The sequence below is a fragment of the Mesorhizobium sp. M0587 genome (assembly GCF_040320945.1).
GTDB lineage: Bacteria > Pseudomonadota > Alphaproteobacteria > Rhizobiales > Rhizobiaceae > Mesorhizobium.
In genome coordinates this window covers 78250-93363 of sequence record NZ_JAMYQP010000027.1, presented here as the reverse complement: position 1 = coordinate 93363, position 15114 = coordinate 78250, and the positions used below count along the sequence as shown (strand labels likewise).

General features: G+C 62.6%; 15 protein-coding genes. 5 read left to right on the top strand and 10 right to left on the bottom strand.

Features of this window, described 5'->3' with window-relative positions:
• Positions 1–279: 279 nt before the first annotated feature.
• Positions 280–1197 (bottom strand): LysR family transcriptional regulator, encoded by a 918-nt coding sequence (locus tag NKI49_RS22655; RefSeq protein ID WP_352604298.1) that lies wholly within the window; start codon positions 1195–1197, stop codon positions 280–282.
• A 150-nt stretch (positions 1198–1347) separates the two neighbouring features.
• Between NKI49_RS22655 and NKI49_RS22650 the strand changes: the two genes are divergently transcribed.
• Complete coding sequence (locus tag NKI49_RS22650) at positions 1348–1986, top strand: DsbA family protein (RefSeq protein ID WP_352604296.1); 639 nt, start codon at positions 1348–1350, stop codon at positions 1984–1986.
• Positions 1987–2023: 37 nt separating this feature from the next.
• On the top strand, positions 2024–2635 hold the full coding sequence (locus NKI49_RS22645; RefSeq protein WP_352604294.1) for an NAD(P)-dependent oxidoreductase: 612 nt from the start codon (positions 2024–2026) through the stop codon (positions 2633–2635).
• 105 nt (positions 2636–2740) lie between these two features.
• Here the strand turns inward: NKI49_RS22645 and NKI49_RS22640 are convergent, their stop codons facing one another.
• From NKI49_RS22640 to NKI49_RS22615, 6 genes are all read right to left on the bottom strand, one after another.
• Positions 2741–3247: an L-2-amino-thiazoline-4-carboxylic acid hydrolase gene (locus NKI49_RS22640; RefSeq protein ID WP_352604292.1), complete on the bottom strand. Its 507-nt coding sequence runs from the start codon at positions 3245–3247 to the stop codon at positions 2741–2743.
• Positions 3247–4032: an ABC transporter ATP-binding protein gene (locus NKI49_RS22635; protein ID WP_352604290.1), complete on the bottom strand. Its 786-nt coding sequence runs from the start codon at positions 4030–4032 to the stop codon at positions 3247–3249. Before NKI49_RS22635 ends, NKI49_RS22640 begins: the two co-directional genes overlap by 1 nt.
• The gene (locus NKI49_RS22630) at positions 4029–4916 is read right to left on the bottom strand and encodes an ABC transporter ATP-binding protein (protein WP_352604288.1); all 888 of its coding nucleotides are present in this window, start codon (positions 4914–4916) and stop codon (positions 4029–4031) included. The genes NKI49_RS22635 and NKI49_RS22630 overlap by 4 nt, the downstream gene beginning before the upstream one ends.
• Entirely contained in the window at positions 4913–5743 is an 831-nt protein-coding gene (locus tag NKI49_RS22625; RefSeq protein ID WP_352604286.1) for an ABC transporter permease, read from the bottom strand. Before NKI49_RS22625 ends, NKI49_RS22630 begins: the two co-directional genes overlap by 4 nt.
• On the bottom strand, positions 5740–6726 hold the full coding sequence (locus tag NKI49_RS22620; protein WP_352604284.1) for an ABC transporter permease: 987 nt from the start codon (positions 6724–6726) through the stop codon (positions 5740–5742). The genes NKI49_RS22625 and NKI49_RS22620 overlap by 4 nt, the downstream gene beginning before the upstream one ends.
• A gap of 105 nt (positions 6727–6831) precedes the next feature.
• Entirely contained in the window at positions 6832–8442 is a 1611-nt protein-coding gene (locus tag NKI49_RS22615; protein WP_352604282.1) for an ABC transporter substrate-binding protein, read from the bottom strand.
• A gap of 369 nt (positions 8443–8811) precedes the next feature.
• On the opposite strand from NKI49_RS22615, the gene NKI49_RS22610 reads away from it, so the two are divergent.
• Positions 8812–10002 (top strand): M24 family metallopeptidase, encoded by a 1191-nt coding sequence (locus tag NKI49_RS22610; RefSeq protein WP_352604280.1) that lies wholly within the window; start codon positions 8812–8814, stop codon positions 10000–10002.
• A gap of 73 nt (positions 10003–10075) precedes the next feature.
• Here NKI49_RS22610 and NKI49_RS22605 read toward each other — a convergent pair whose 3' ends face one another.
• The 3 genes from NKI49_RS22605 to NKI49_RS22595 are packed head-to-tail and all read right to left on the bottom strand — an operon-like array spanning position 10076 to position 12577.
• Positions 10076–10495, bottom strand: a complete 420-nt coding sequence (locus tag NKI49_RS22605; protein WP_352604278.1) for a cupin domain-containing protein — start codon at positions 10493–10495, stop codon at positions 10076–10078.
• A gap of 6 nt (positions 10496–10501) precedes the next feature.
• Complete coding sequence (locus NKI49_RS22600; RefSeq protein WP_352604276.1) at positions 10502–11368, bottom strand: phosphoenolpyruvate hydrolase family protein; 867 nt, start codon at positions 11366–11368, stop codon at positions 10502–10504.
• Between the two features lie 12 nt (positions 11369–11380).
• Complete coding sequence (locus NKI49_RS22595) at positions 11381–12577, bottom strand: Tm-1-like ATP-binding domain-containing protein (RefSeq protein ID WP_352604274.1); 1197 nt, start codon at positions 12575–12577, stop codon at positions 11381–11383.
• A 136-nt stretch (positions 12578–12713) separates the two neighbouring features.
• Here NKI49_RS22595 and NKI49_RS22590 point away from each other — a divergent pair, with 136 nt between their 5' ends.
• Together NKI49_RS22590 and NKI49_RS22585 are read left to right on the top strand one after the other, a co-directional pair.
• On the top strand, positions 12714–13397 hold the full coding sequence (locus NKI49_RS22590; RefSeq protein WP_352604272.1) for a TetR/AcrR family transcriptional regulator: 684 nt from the start codon (positions 12714–12716) through the stop codon (positions 13395–13397).
• A 359-nt stretch (positions 13398–13756) separates the two neighbouring features.
• Positions 13757–15073 carry an ABC transporter substrate-binding protein gene (locus tag NKI49_RS22585; RefSeq protein WP_352604270.1) on the top strand — a complete coding sequence of 439 codons (1317 nt, stop codon included), beginning with the start codon at positions 13757–13759 and terminating at the stop codon, positions 15071–15073.
• Positions 15074–15114 lie beyond the last annotated feature (41 nt).

Below are 15114 nucleotides of genomic sequence, written 5' to 3'. Positions count from 1 at the left end.
AGGTCACAGGTTCAAATCCTGTCCCCGCAACCAAATCAAACAGCCCGCCCGGCTCTCGCCCGCGGGCTGTTTCGATTCCAAGCTAACCCCAGACCCACCAAGCAAATCCCAGCACAAAAGTAAGCGCAACCCAACACGTCCGAGAAAACACGCAGGCGTCGGCAAAGGCGCAATAAATGCGCTGCCTGGCGCGTCGGCAATGGCGGCGTCGAGGCTCAGGAAAACAGACCTGCGCGCAAACGTAAGTTCCTGGGAACGCTTCAGCGTCGCGCGGCGGCGTCATTGCGTTTCGAGGCGGCGCGATCGTCTTTTCTCGGCAGCCGCGAGCAGGTCTACAAAGGCACGCACCTTGGCGGGCCGGAACCGGGCTGGTGGAAACACGGCATGGATGCCTCCAGTCGGCAAAGCCCAGCCGGCAAACACCGGCACGAGCCGCCCCTCGGCGATATCGTCGCTGACGCTGTAGTCGGGAAATATACCCAGTCCGATGCCGGCCAGCACGCAGGCATAGGCCGCGGGGCTCTTGTCGCACATGATGACCGGATTGAGTTCGGTCAGCACCTTTTCGCCATCCCTGGAAAACAGCCATTGGCTGATGCCGCGAAGCTGGGCGTTGCCGACCCATGCCAACGATCTTGCCTGGCGCGGACCGACATCGGGCGGCAGGCTTGCCGCGAAGGCGGGGCTAGCGACGACCGTCTGTCGTATCGTGCCCAGGCGCCGCGCCTGGTTGGAAGAATCGGTGAGCCAGCCGACGCGAATGCCAAGATCGATCTGCTCGCCGACCAGATTACTCACCGCGTCGTCGAAGATCGCCTCGACGCGCATGTGCGGATAGGTCTTCAGATAGGCTGCCATGACGGGGGCCACTATCTTGGTGCCGTAATCGAGCGGGGCGGTCAGCCTCAGCATTCCGCTTGGTTCGACCGCACTATGCGAGATTTCGCCGTAAGCTGCCTCCGCTTCGCGCAGGATGATCATCGAGCGGTCGTAGAAGAGACGACCCTCTTCGGTCGAGGTGACGCGCCGCGTCGTGCGCCGCATGAGCGTTGCGCCCAATTCTTCCTCGAGTTTGCCGACCTGGTGGCTGACCACAGCTTTGGCGACGCCAAGCCGATCGGCGGCTGCGGTGAATGAGCCGGTTTCCATCACCGTGGTGAAGTAAACGAGCCGATTGAGGTTCAGAAGGTCGGTCATGGCTGGCTTTGTCTGATGTAATCAGACAGTTTGTATTATTGGGCGCTATTTTTCACAAGAGCACCATCTGCCATAGATACGTCAACGCAATACAGCCAGCCCACTATCTCGAACCAAGCGACTATTTCGCGGCGCGGAACGGCAACGACGATGGCCAATTCGGAAGTGACTTATCTTTTCGATCCGCTCTGCGGCTGGTGCTATGGCGCCACGCCGATGCTGGACAGGCTTTCGGCCAGCGGCGTACACGTCGACCTGCTGCCGACCGGCCTGTTCTCCGGTTCCGGCGCGCGCCCGATGGATGAGAGTTTTGCTGCCCACGCCTGGGCGAACGACCAGCGTATCGAGCGCCTGACCGGGCAACAGTTCACGCAGGCCTATCAGCACCACGTGCTCAATGTCCGCGGCACCTTGCTTGATTCCAACGCAGCCACGCTCGGCATCAGCGCCGCCGGCCTTGAAGATTCTAGCCGCCGGCTTGCCGCGTTAAAGGCGATCCAGCGTGCGCGCTATGTCGACGGCCGCGATGTCGTGACCATTGAAGGCGTCGCGGATGTGCTTGCTGCCGCCGGAATGGCGGACGCCGCTGCAATGCTGGGGGCGCGGACCGAGGGATTGCTGGCAGCTCACCGCGAACTGGTCGGTCGTGGCCGCGCGCTGTTCCAGCGCCTGCATGCCGATGGCGTGCCGTCTCTGGCGGTCATCCGCAACGATGCGCCCCAGCTTATCGGCTCGAACGCGCTGTTCGGCAGCTTCGACAATCTCGTCGCCCATATAACGGCGGCTTGATCTCAAACACCACAGACCTCCAACAAGGAAACGGAAAATGGCAAAAGTCGCTCTCATCGGCGCATCGGGTGCTGTCGGTTCGCGCCTTCTCAAGGAACTCTCCGATCGCGGCCACATGGTCACCGGCATCGCCCGTAACCCCGAAAAAATCGCGGCGCTGCCGGGCGTGACGGCCCGGAAAGGCGATGTCTTCGACCTCGAAGGTCTCGCCAATCTTATCCGGGGCCATGATGCGGTGATCAGCGCGGTGCATTTCCTGGACAGCGACGCCGACACGCTGATCGCCGCCGTGCGCGCGTCCGGGGTAAAGCGTTACCTCGTCGTCGGCGGCGCGGGCAGCCTCGAAGTCGCGCCCGGTAAGCGGCTGGTCGATACGCCCGAATTCCCGGCGATCTACAAGGCCGAGGCGCAGAAGGGCGCCGATTTCCTGGACAGGTTGAAGACCGTCGGCGATCTGGACTGGACCTTCCTGTCGCCGTCCGCCCTGTTCATCCCAGGCGAGCGCACCGGCAAATTCCGCATCGGCAAGGACACACTTCTCGCCTCGGATAAGGGCAGCAGCATTTCCTTCGAGGACTACGCCATCGTCATGGTCGATGAAATCGAGAAGCCGGCCCATGTCAGGCAGCGGTTCACCGTCGGCTATTGATCACACCGCTGGTGGCGGCCGAGGCTCGGTCGAGCCCGGCCGGCGCGGTGGCGACGCTTGTCAGCCGGCATTCCGTGTCATCAGCTGATGGTCGGCGCGTAATTTCTAGACTGTATCCCGATTGGTCAGGGCGATATGGCAGCAGCCGGAGCCATGGCCCGGCGTCCAGGTGACATTGTCGAAACGCACGCCGGTCGCCTCGAACAGCCCACGATCGAAGGCGCCGGCAATGCGGCAGAGCGTGGCGAGCTTGTCGTCGCCGACACCGGCCTCGATCCAGGCATCCTTCAGCGGACAGCGCTTCACCTTGAAGGCGATGCCATGATCGCTGCGTTCGACATCGGTCGGGTACATGCGGCCGCCGTCTGGGCTGACCTCCAGGAAAGCCTCGCCGATCGCGCGTGCATCATTGGCGCCGAAGCCGGCGAAGGCGGCCGCGGCCACCTCCTTGCCGCGCTGTTCGATGGCGCGGATCATGATCGCCTCAGCCCTTTCGGCGCCCAGTTCTCCGGTGAGCTCGTCAAGGAACAGGCGATAAAGGTCGGCGCGGTTGCGAAATGCCGAGTCGAGTTCACGCGACAGCTTTTCGGCTCTGGCTTCGGGATCGGTCATCATGTGTCCTGTGGGCTGGTTCTGTGTAATCTCGGTGCGGCGGCCAACAGCGCCTTGCCTATGGCCGATTGCGGCGCATCGATGACGGCTCGGGCATCGCCGCTCTCGGCGATCCGCCCGCCGTCGAGAAGGACGATGCGGTGGGCAATCGCCCTGACGACGCCGAGATCGTGTGAAATGAAGAGATAGGCGATCCGTTCCTGGCGTTGCAAGTCGAGCAGGAGTTCGAGGATCTGTCCGCGCACCGAAACGTCGAGCGCCGACACCGCCTCGTCGAGCACGATCAATGACGGTTTTGTCGCGATAGCGCGGGCAATGGCGACGCGCTGTCGCTGGCCGCCGGAGATTTCATGGATGGCACGCGCGGTGAGATCCGCCGGCAGCCCGACGCGTTCGAGCAACGCGGCGATGCTGCGGGGGCGCTCGCTCCGCGAGGCGATGCCATGGATGCGCAAGGGATCGTCGAGCACGCGTGCCACGGTGGCGCGTGGATTGAAGGCGGCAAGCGGATCCTGGAACACCATTTGCAGGCGGGTCCGGGGTGCTCGCAGCGCGGAACCCTCCAAAGCCAGGAAATTACTTCCTTCGAATTCGATGCGACCGGCATCCGGTTCGATCAATCGCAGCACCAGCCGCGCGATCGTCGACTTGCCGCTACCCGAGGGCCCCGCCAGTGCCAGCGTTTCACCGGGCTCGATGTGAAAGGAGACATCGTCCACGGCGACGATGGTCTTGCCGCCGCGACGATAACTTCTGCTGAGGTTGGAAATTGCCAGCAGGCTCATGCGTCGAGCCTGGGTCGGTTCAGCAGCGGCTCGGCGTCTAGACCGATATGGGCGTCGAGCAGCGCGCGCGTGTACGCCTGGGTTGGTACACTGACAATCTGCGCCGTCGTGCCAAGCTCGACCAGCTCACCATGGCGGAAGACGGCGATGCGATCGGCGAGTTCGGCGGCAAGCGCGATGTCGTGGCTGACGAACAGCAGCGTCATGCCATCCTCGGCCACCAGCCGCCTGATCAAGGCGACAATCTCGGCTTGCACGATGGTGTCGAGAGCGCTGGTCGCCTCGTCCGCAATCAGCAATTTCGGCCCGGCCGCAATCGCGGCCGCAATCGCCACGCGCTGCTTCTGGCCGCCGGAGAGCTGATGCGGGAAGGCCCGCAAGGCGGAGTCCGGATCCGGCAAGCGGACGCGTTCGAACAAGGTTTTGGCTTTGGCATAGGCCTGCGGCCATGTGAGATCGAGGTGGGCGCGGGCGACTTCGGCGATCTGTTTGCCGACGGTCATGACGGGATCGAGGCTGGCGGAGGGGTCCTGGAAGATGAAGCCGATGTCGCGGCCGCCGAGGGGGATTTTGCCGATCTCGGATTTGAAAGGCTGGAGCTCCGTCACGCCCCCCTCTGTCCTGCCGGACAGAGGGGGTGCCTTGGCACCCAACGTCGACGACGGTCGCAAAAACCAATCGATACGACCGTCAATCCTGGCGCTCGCGGGCAACAATCCCGCAATCGCCAGCGCCAGCGTGCTCTTGCCCGAGCCGCTTTCGCCGATGACGGCGAGCCGCTCGCCAGCCATGATGTCGAGGCTGATGGTCTTCAGTGCCGCCACCTCGCCGCTGTCGCGGCGATAGGTCACCGTCAGGTCGCGGATCGAAGCGAACGCAGTCACGACAGGCCTCTTCTCACGGCCGTGGTCTCGGCGATGCCTTCGCCGGCGAGATAGACGCCGAGTACGGTCAGCACCAGCGCTAGTCCAGGGATGATCGACAGGAAGGGCGCGGTGCGCAGCACGGCGCGGCCTTCTGATATCATGCCACCCCAGGTGACGCGGTTGGGGTCACCCAGGCCGAGGAAGGATAAGGCCGCCTCGGTGAGGATCGCGGCGGCGACGATCACCGACGACATGGCAAGCACCGGCGGCAAGGCATTGGGCAACACCTCACGAAAGGCGATCTCCAGCGGATGCATGCCGATGGCGCGGGCGCTGGCGACATAATCGCGTTCGCGAATGGAAAGGATTTCCGCGCGCGCTATGCGAGCCGGGCCCGGCCAGGTCCCGAGCGCGATGGCGATCACCACTATGCCGAGCGACGGTCCGACGACGCTCACGAAAGCCAGCGCCAGCAGGAAGCCCGGTACGGTCTGGAAGGCGTCGGTGATACGCATCAGCACCTCGTCGGCGAGGCCGCCGGCAAAACCGGCCAGTGTGCCGATCACCGCGCCGATGGCGAGTGCTGCCGCCGCTGCCGCGAGCCCAACGGCAAGTGAGGTGCGGGCACCATGGAAGAGTTCCGCCAGCACATTGCGGCCGAGCCGGTCAGTGCCGAGCGGCAGCGACCAATCCTGAAACGGCGGCAGCAGCGCTGACCCGGCAATCGCTTGCGGGTCGCCAGGGAAAAGCAGCGACGCCGAAAGCGCCATCGCAATCAGCGCCGCGAGGATGATCGCGCCGGCAACCGCCTCAGGCGTGCGCAGGAGGCGGCGGAGCGGGCTCATGCACCGGCCTCGCCGGCGCCGACGCGCGGATCCAGAAAGGCATAGGCGATGTCGACGAGAAAGTTGATGACGATGACCAGCACGGCACTCGCGAGAATGATGCCGAGCAGCAAGGGAGTATCGCGCGCGGCCACCGCTTCCTGCGCCAGCCGGCCAAGGCCGGGTACGGAAAAGACGCTCTCGATGACGACGCTGCCACCGAGCATCTGGGCCGATTGCAGGCCGAGCATGGTGACCAGCGGCAGCAGCGCGTTGCGAGCGACATGGGCGAGCACGATGCGGCGGCGGGACAATCCCTTGGCGCGGGCGGCCAGCACAAAATCCTGGCGCCAGACCTCGGCCATGCCGGCGCGCATCATGCGCAGATAGAGGGCCAGGTAGATGAAGCCAAGTGCCGCCACCGGCAGCACCAAATGGGTGGCGATGTCGGCGGCGCGGTCTAAGCCGATCTTGTCCGAGGCCAGGGTTTCGATGCCGCCGATCGGTAGCCAGCGCAGGTCGACGGCAAAGACGACGATCAGCACCAGGCCAAGCCAGAAACCGGGCACGGCATAGAGCGCCAGCGATCCGATCGACAGGAACCGGTCGCGGAAACTGCCTGGCTTGGCGCCGGCGTAGATGCCGAGCGCCGAGCCGAGCCCGAAGGAGAGCGCGGTGGCGCTGCCCATCAACAACAGCGTGTTGGGGAGGCGCTCGAGAATGACATCGCGGATCGGCCTGGAGAAGGTCACCGATTGACCGAGGTCAAGATGCAGCAACGCCCAGAGATAGTTGGCGAGCCGCGTCAACTCCGACTGATCGAGGCCCCAGCGATGGCGCAGCAGCTCGATCATGCCGGCGTCGCCGCCGGTCGAGACGATATAGGCATCGATCGCGTCGCCGGGGGCTGCTTCGAGCAGCAGGAAGGTGCCGATGACGACGATCAGCAGCACGAATATGCTGCCGACGAGGCGGCGACGGAGGAGAATGAGTGCTCGTGTCATGCGGCCCTCGATGGGCTGGCGATACGTTGGTCAGGACCGCGCCTAGGCACCTCGTAGAACTCAACGCCTACGATGATTTCGCGAACGTTCATCCGCGAAATACTGTCACGATTCCAAATACGTGTCCGCCCAGTTCGACACCGCCCAGCGCGGGTTGTTGGCGATATTCCCCACTATGTCGCGCGCGACGCTGATAAAACTCCATTCGGCGACGTTGATCAACGGCAGGTCGGCCGCCACTTCTTTCTGGAACTCCTTGTAGAGATCGGTGCGGGCAGCGGTGTCGAGCGTTTCGGATGCCTTGGCGATCAGGGCATCGAGCGCATCGTTCTTGTAGCCGCCTTGATTTGAGAACGGCACGCCGTCGGGAATGCCGCTCTGCACCAGGATAGTGGTCGAGATCGCCGGGTCGCCGCGGAACACAGGCGGGCCGACGGCGAGGTCGAAGGCATGGTCGGTGTAGACGGCCTTGATGTGCGCTGCCGAGTCGATGTTGACCAGCTGGGCATCGATGCCGATGGCGGCCAGCGCCTGGCGCAGATAGTCGCCGAACTGCTTGGTTTCATTGAAATAGGGCGCCGGCAAAAGTTTCAGTGAGAAGCGATTGCCATCGGCGCCTTTCTTGTAACCGGCTCCGTCGAGCAGGGCGTTGGCCTTGGCGACATCGAAGGCATAGGTCGGCACGTCTGCGGTATAGAACTGGGGGTCGTTCTTCGGCACCGGACCGGTGGCGGTGGCGGCGTAGCCGAGGAACACCGTCTTGACGACGAAATCCTTGTCGATGGCATGCGCGATCGCCTGGCGTACCTTGAGGTCGGCCAATTCCTTGCGGCGATGATTGATCTCGACGACGAGCTGGTAGGTCAGCCCTTCATAGCCCTTGGTGATCACTTTCAGGCCAGGCACCTTGGAGAGGCGGTCGAGGTCAGCCAGCGGCACGGCGGAGAAGGCGGCGAGATGGATCTCTTCCGCTTCCAGTGCGCTCGCGGCCGATGTGCGGTCGGGCAGCACTTGATAAATGATTTCGTCGAGATAGGGCTCGTCCTTGCTCCAGTAATCGGTGTTCTTCGTTAGCCGGTAGTACTGGCCTGCCTTGTACTCACCGAATTTGAATGGCCCGGTGCCGATTGGCGCGTTATTCGCGGGATTGTCCTCGATCTTGCCGACCTCGTAGATGTGCTTCGGCACGACGCTGCTCAACGCCGGCAGTGCGTTGCGGATCAGCTGGAACGGGGTCGGTTTGGCGAATTTGAACACGGCGGTGAGATCGTCAGGAGTGTCGACGGCGGCAAGGTCCTTGAACACGGTGCGGCCGAGGTTCTGCAAAGGCTTCCAGATCTGCAGCGCCGAGAAGGCAACGTCGGCCGACGTGAACGGCTTGCCGTCATGCCATTTGACGCCCTCGCGCAGCTTGAACGTCGCCGACAGCCCGTCGGCAGCGCCTTCCGAACTCACCGCCAATCGAGGCGCGAGCCCGTCCTTGCCGTCGAAGGAGGCTTCGGCCAGTGTTTCTACGATCTTGCTGGAGATGAAGAAGACGCCGTTGGAAGCGACGATTGCCGGGTTAAGGTTGCGCGGCTCGGAATCGGCGGCGAGCACCAGCCGGCCACCCTTCTTGGGCGTCTGCGCCCAGCCTGAAATCGGTATGGCGGTGGAGGCCAGCAGCATTGCCGAGCCGGCAAGCATCGTGCGCCTGGAAATCGTGACATCTGACATGGTCGAACTCCGTCCTCTCCGCGCCCCGGCCGGGTGCGCCAATACCCCTCGAATGCCGGCGAGCCCGACTGCATCCTTGTGGGCGATTATGAGCCTTGCCGACGGTTTCGCCAGAGACGGAATTGGCGCATCCTCGCGTGGCTTTGAAATTTTCGTCCGCTGGACCAGTTAGGAAGAAGCGGTTCCATTCAAAATATCTGGTAAGACCAGATCGGATGGATATGTCGCCAATGATGATAGGCGAGGGCGAGGTGGGCGACCTTGCGGTATTTCTGGCTAGACCAGAGTGCTCAAAATGTGCAGATTTGAACGCAGCCAAGCGATCGGGAGCGCAACACCGCCGATCCCTGGCAATTCAGGGAGAGAGAGATGAACATTGCGCCGGGCAAGAGTGCCGTCAGCAATATTCCGTTCGACCAGACTAGGGTCGACCAGCTGATGGAAGAGGCCGGCATCGATGTGCTGCTGGCGACCTCCAAGCACAACACGCAATATCTGCTTGGCGGCTACAAATTCATCTTCTTCGCCGCCATGGACGCGATCGGCCACAGCCGCTACCTGCCGATCGTCGTCTACGAAAAGGATGGGCCTGACCACGCCGCCTATATCGGCAACCGCATGGAGGGCGGCGAGCACCAGAACCACCCGTTCTGGACGCCGACGCTGCACGCCGCCTGCTGGGGCACGCTGGATGCCGCCAACCTCGCCGTCGAGCACCTGACGAAGATTGGGAAGGCTAATGCCCGCATCGGCATCGAGCCGGGCTTCCTGCCGTCGGACGCGTACACGCTGATCCGCAAGGCGCTGCCGGATGCCAAGGTGATCGATGCGACCGACATGCTCGAGCGCATGCGCGCCATCAAGACCGATGCGGAACTGGAGAAGTTGCGCACCGCCTCCGAACTGATCACCGATTCCATGCTGGCGACCATCGCCTGGGCGCGCGAAGGCACGACCAAAACGGAGATCATCGAGCAGCTACGGCGCGAGGAGACCAATCGCGGCGCGCATTTCGAATATTGCCTGCTGACGCTGGGCTCCAGCCACAACCGCGCCGCCTCGCCGCAAGCATGGAAGATGGGCGAAGTGCTGTCGATCGACTCCGGTGGCAATTATCACGGCTATATCGGCGACCTCTGCCGGATGGGCATTCTGGGTGAACCGGATGCCGAGTTGGAAGATCTGCTAGCCCAGATCGAGACGGTGCAGCAGGCAGCTTTTTCCAAAGTCAGAGCGGGCACGCTGGGCGGCGACATGATTTCGCACGCGGAGGGCGTGCTGAAGACATCGAAGGTCGCGGCCTACACGGATTTCTTCGCCCACGGCATGGGACTGATCACGCATGAGGCGCCGTTCCTGATGACCAATCATCCGGTGACCTATGAAGGCACCTACGCCGCCAAGCCGCTGGAAAAGAACATGGTGCTGTCGGTGGAGACCACGATGCTCCACCCGAAGCGCGGCTTCATCAAGCTGGAAGACACGCTGGCGGTTACCGAGACCGGTTATGTGATGTTCGGCGACCGGGGCCGGGGGTGGAACCGGGGTGCGACCGTCTAATTGGCTATGAAGGCGGCGCCTCTTCCCGGAAACTCACCAGCTGCCGGCATCTTCTCCTCGTATAGAACGGATATTATTTTCCACCCGCCGGAATCAGCCTGAAATCCGGCAGCTCCCGTAAGCCCAGTTCCGGGCCGGCGGGCGAATAGACGACGAAGAGTTGCATCGGCCCGTCGCCGGTGTTCAGCGTCGAGTGAAACCGGCTTTCCGGCACATAGATGGTGCAGCCGGGATCGACCTTCTCGACCACCGGATTGCCCTTCTCGTCCTCGACCATCTGCTCGCCATGACCTGAAATGACGAAGATGATCTCCTCGGCGCCTGGATGATTGTGGCGCGTGTGGCCTTTGCCCGACGGCAGGTCGACGACGCCTCCGGAAAAGCGGGTCGCGCCGTTCACTTCCGGAGCCACGGTCAGCGACAATTTTCCCCAGTCGAAGCCGAAGGCGCTGACATCCTTCGGATAGACAAACACCTTGCTCTTGTCGGTCATCTCTCATCATCCCTTCTTATTTGCCGTCTTATTCTCGCTACCAGCGAGCGTCACCGCCTTGAAATCCGCCGTCTGCCGGGCGATCGCGGCTTCCGCCGGCAGCCGTTCCATCGAGCTTGCACCATAGAAGCCGTGCAGGCCCTCGCAGCGATCGAGAATGTAGCGGGCGTCGTCCGGCATCGAGATCGGCCCGCCATGGCAAAGCAGGATGACATCCCTGCGCACCGAGCGCGCAGCATCGGCGATGGCGTCAATTTCGACAACGCAGTCGTCGAGCGACTTGGCCGAGGTGGCGCCGATCGAGCCGCCTGTCGTCACGCCCATATGGGCGACGACGATGTCGGCTCCGGCGTTGGTCATGGCGCGGGCCTCGTCCGGGTTGAAGACATAGGGCGTGGTCAAGAGGTCGAGCTTGTGCGCCTCGGCGATCATCTCGATCTCGAGCCCAAAGCCCATGCCGGTCTCCTCGAAACTCTGCCGCATGGTGCCGTCGAACAGGCCGATGGTCGGGAAATTCTGCACGCCGGAAAAGCCCATCGTCTTCAGTTCGGCCAGAAGCAGCGGCATGATGACGAAGGGGTCGGTGCCGTTGACGCCGGCCAGCACCGGCGTGTTCTTGACCACTGGCAGCACCTCATAGGCCATTTCCTTGACGATCTCGTTGGCATTGCCATAGGCGAGCAGGCCGGCGGCGGAGCCGCGCCCGGCCATTCGGTAACGGCCGGAATTATAGATGATGATGAGATCGATGCCGCCGGCTTCCTCGGCCTTGGCCGACAGGCCGGTGCCGGCGCCGCCGCCGACGATCGGCACGCCCTTGTCGATCATTCCCCGAAATTTCTTCAGTATGTCCGTGCGCGGTATGGCGGGCATGTCTTGAATCTCTCACTGTCTGGCGATGTCGAGAAAAGCTTTAACGGCTGCTTTGGCGAATTCGGGATCGTTGATGTGCAGCGGAAGGCGCGTCACGCGGCGCGTGCCATTCGGCTTGATCGTGCGTTCGATGGCTTCGAACAGGACAGTATCGGCCTCGGGATCGAAGAAGGCGCCGCCTTCGACGTCGAGCGCCGAGACGCCCTTTTCCGGGATGAGGAAATTCACCGGTCCTTCACAGAGGGCGAGCCTATTGCCGATCCACTCGCCGATTGCCCGGCATTCCCGTGCGGTGGTGCGCATCAGCGTGACGTTTGGATTGTGCTCGTAGAACAGCCGCCCGCGATAGCGTTCCGGAATCGTCGAGGGGGCCCAGAAGTTGACCATGTCGAGGGCGCCGGCCGAACCGACATAAGGCACTCTGGTGCGAGCGATTGCGCCGAAACGGTCTTCCGTCGCCGGCAGCACGCCGCCGGACAGCAGGTCGCAGACCTCGGTCGTGGTGATATCGATGACGCCGGACAGCAGGCCGCTGTCGGCCAGCTTCTCCATGCTGCGGCCGCCGGTGCCGGTAGCGTGGAAGACCATACAGTCATAGCTCGCGCGAAGCTGATCGGCGATGGCCGTCACGCAAGGCGTGGTGACGCCGAACATGGTGAGCCCGATCGACGGTTTTCCGTCGGGCGGTGGCGCCGGTCTTGCCGCCATGCCCGCGATCGCCTGGGCGGCGTTGTGCAGCACGACGCGGGAGAGCCGGTTCAGTCCGGCCATGTCGGTCACCGCAGGCATCATGATGATGTCGGAGACGTCCACATAGGGGGCGGTGTCACCGGAAGCGAGCGTCGAGACCATGATCTTCGGCAGGCCGAGCGGCAGCGCGCGCATGCCCGACGTGACGATCGATGTGCCGCCGCCGCCGCCAATGCCGATCATGGCGGCGATATCGTTTCGCGATTGGGCAAAGCGGGCGAAGGCGATGCCCATTGCGGCAACCGCGGCGCCGCGGTCATTGCCGCTGAGCACTGCTTTGCTGCCATCGGGGTGATGGCCGGCAATTTCCTTCGCTGTGATGTCGACGGGAATGGTTGCGTCGCGCGTTCCGACATCGACGCGCAGCACCAAGGCGCCGGTGGCGGCGATCGCATCGGCCAGGAAGGCGAGCTCCTCGCCCTTGGTGTCGGCGGTGCCCACCACATAGATGCGCTTCATGGCCGCGCCTCCGCGATGGAGGGTTCAAAGGCGGCGCTGCTCAGGGCATGAAAACCTGGTGCTTTACGCGTCAACGTAGCCACTCCGAAAACGAGGAGGTCATTGCAATTTTTTGAGACGCGCGTATCGTATTGATATGGATGTCTCACGTCAACAAGCCGCAGCAAGCCACGACACCGCTGAGGGAGCCCAGCGCGGGCCGCGCGCGCGCACCAAACGGCTGATGCTGGAGACGGCGACAAGGCTGATGCAAGCGGGCGCCACGCCGTCGGTCAGCGAGGTCGCGGAGGCCGCGGAAGTGTCCCGGGCGACCGCCTATCGTTATTTCCCGAGCCAGGCGGCCCTGGTGCAAGCTGTCGTCGATGAGGGGCTCGGCCCGATTTTGACCTGGCAATCGACATCCGTCGATGCCGAGCGCCGGGTCGCCGACCTGTTCGACACGGCGATGCCGCGCATCGAGGCCTTCGAAGCGACGTTCAAGGCGGCGCTGAAACTGTCGCTCGATCAATGGGCCCGGCGCCAGGCCGGTACGCTGGGCGGCGAGCCTGCCTTCAAGCGTGGTCACCGCATCGATTTGTTGAAAGAAGCGATCGCGCCGCTCAAGGGTCATTTGCCTCCACGCGATTTCAAGCGGCTGGCGCAGGCGCTGTCGCTGATCTTCGGCGTCGAAGTGCTGATCGTGCTCAAGGACATCTGGGGGCTGGACAGCCGCAGGACGATGGCGGTCTCGCAATGGGCGGCAGGGGCGCTGGTGCGCGCGGCGGTCGCGGAAGCGATCGACGGCGCGGACAGTCTCGACGCAACGATGGCACAAAGATAGTGCCAATCTGGTTCGACCAGATTTGCACGTCGACTATCGATATTAATAGCAGTGTAAGGTCGACGACGATGGCTTTCTATATCACTGAGTAGGAAAATCATGGGAAAACAGGCAGATAAAGCCGGAATCCGATAGCAATGGCCAAGTCAAGCTGCCAAGAAAGGGCTTGACGCGCATGCAGAATTGGTAATACCAGATCAGAAAAGAAAAGCGGATCGAAAGTGAGGGTTGCGATCCATTTTCCGGCAGGGCGAGGAGGCTCGGAATCGGAAAGGTGCGATCACGGGAGGAACTACCAGGGTCGGCCCCGTTGCCGGCTCGCATGACAAGGTAGAACGCGCACAAGGGAGGAAATCATTATGCGCAAGTTAGTGACCAGCGTGCTTGCTGGTATCGGCTTAACGCTTGCCTGCGGGACGTCCGTCTACGCGCAGGAAAAATCGCTCACCATCTTCTGGGCGGAATGGGATCCAGCCAACTATTTGCAGGAACTCGGCAACGAGTACGAGAAGGAAACCGGCGTCAAGATCACGGTGGAAACCACGCCTTGGTCCGACTTCCAGACCAAGGCCTTCACCGAGTTCAACGCCCATGGCGACGCCTATGATATGGTCGTCGGCGACTCGCAATGGCTCGGTGCCGGCTCGACCGGTGGCCACTATGTCGACCTGACCGACTTCTTCAACAAGCACAAGGTCGGCGACGTGATGGCACCGGCGACGGTGAAGTACTATGCCGAATATCCGGGCGGCAGCAGCAAGTACTGGGCCATTCCGCTTGAAGGCGACGCCGTCGGCTGGTCCTATCGCAAGGACTGGTTCGAGGATCCGAAGGAGAAGGAAGCCTTCAAGGCCAAGTACGGTTACGATCTCGACGTGCCGAAGGATTTCAAGGCGTTGCGCGACATCGCCGAGTTCTTCTACAGGCCGGACCAGAAGAAATACGGCATCGCCATCTACACTGACAATTCCTATGACGCGATGGCGATGGGCTTCGAGAATGCGCTGTTCTCTTATGGCGGCGAACTGGGCGACTATTCGACCTACAAGGTCGATGGCTTCATCAACTCCGACAAGGCCGTCGCAGCGCTCGATGCCTACAAGGAACTCTACAAGTTCACGCCTCCAGGCTGGGCCAAGTCGTTCTTCGTCGAGGACAACCAGGCGATCACCGAAAACCTGGCCGCGATGAGCATGAACTACTTCGCGTTCTTCCCCTCGCTGATCAACGAGGCGTCGAACCCGAACGCCAAGAACACCGGCTTCTTCGCCAATCCTCCCGGCCCGAACGGCGACCAGTTCGCCGCGCTCGGCGGTCAAGGCATCTCCATCGTTTCCTACTCGCAAAAGCAGGACGAGGCGATCAAGTTCCTGGAATGGTTCATCAAGGACGAGACCCAGAAGAAGTGGGCGGCACTTGGCGGCTACACGTGCAGCGCGGCCGTGCTCAAGTCGCCTGAATTCCAGAACGCAACACCGTACAACAAGGCCTTCTACGAGACCATGTTCAAGGTGAAGGATTTCTGGGCGGTGCCGGAATATGCCGAGCTGCTACAGCAGCTCAACCAGCGCGTCTATCCCTACATGATCGGCGGCGAAGGCACCGCCAAGGAAACGCTGGACGCACTGGCGGCCGATTGGAACGCGACCTTCAAGAAGTACGGCCGCGGCCAGTAACAATCATACCTCACGGAGGAGGCGTTTGTGCCTCCTCCGTT

Bases quoted from the DNA above. Each gene is read 5' to 3' on its own strand.
- NKI49_RS22655 (WP_352604298.1), bottom strand. From the start codon at position 1,197: ATGACCGACCTTCTGAACCTCAATCGGCTCGTTTACTTCACCACGGTG.
- NKI49_RS22650 (WP_352604296.1), top strand. From the start codon at position 1,348: ATGGCCAATTCGGAAGTGACTTATCTTTTCGATCCGCTCTGCGGCTGG.
- NKI49_RS22645 (WP_352604294.1), top strand. From the start codon at position 2,024: ATGGCAAAAGTCGCTCTCATCGGCGCATCGGGTGCTGTCGGTTCGCGC.
- NKI49_RS22640 (WP_352604292.1), bottom strand. From the start codon at position 3,247: ATGACCGATCCCGAAGCCAGAGCCGAAAAGCTGTCGCGTGAACTCGAC.
- NKI49_RS22635 (WP_352604290.1), bottom strand. From the start codon at position 4,032: ATGAGCCTGCTGGCAATTTCCAACCTCAGCAGAAGTTATCGTCGCGGC.
- NKI49_RS22625 (WP_352604286.1), bottom strand. From the start codon at position 5,743: ATGAGCCCGCTCCGCCGCCTCCTGCGCACGCCTGAGGCGGTTGCCGGC.
- NKI49_RS22620 (WP_352604284.1), bottom strand. From the start codon at position 6,726: ATGACACGAGCACTCATTCTCCTCCGTCGCCGCCTCGTCGGCAGCATA.
- NKI49_RS22615 (WP_352604282.1), bottom strand. From the start codon at position 8,442: ATGTCAGATGTCACGATTTCCAGGCGCACGATGCTTGCCGGCTCGGCA.
- NKI49_RS22610 (WP_352604280.1), top strand. From the start codon at position 8,812: ATGAACATTGCGCCGGGCAAGAGTGCCGTCAGCAATATTCCGTTCGAC.
- NKI49_RS22605 (WP_352604278.1), bottom strand. From the start codon at position 10,495: ATGACCGACAAGAGCAAGGTGTTTGTCTATCCGAAGGATGTCAGCGCC.
- NKI49_RS22600 (WP_352604276.1), bottom strand. From the start codon at position 11,368: ATGCCCGCCATACCGCGCACGGACATACTGAAGAAATTTCGGGGAATG.
- NKI49_RS22595 (WP_352604274.1), bottom strand. From the start codon at position 12,577: ATGAAGCGCATCTATGTGGTGGGCACCGCCGACACCAAGGGCGAGGAG.
- NKI49_RS22590 (WP_352604272.1), top strand. From the start codon at position 12,714: ATGGATGTCTCACGTCAACAAGCCGCAGCAAGCCACGACACCGCTGAG.
- NKI49_RS22585 (WP_352604270.1), top strand. From the start codon at position 13,757: ATGCGCAAGTTAGTGACCAGCGTGCTTGCTGGTATCGGCTTAACGCTT.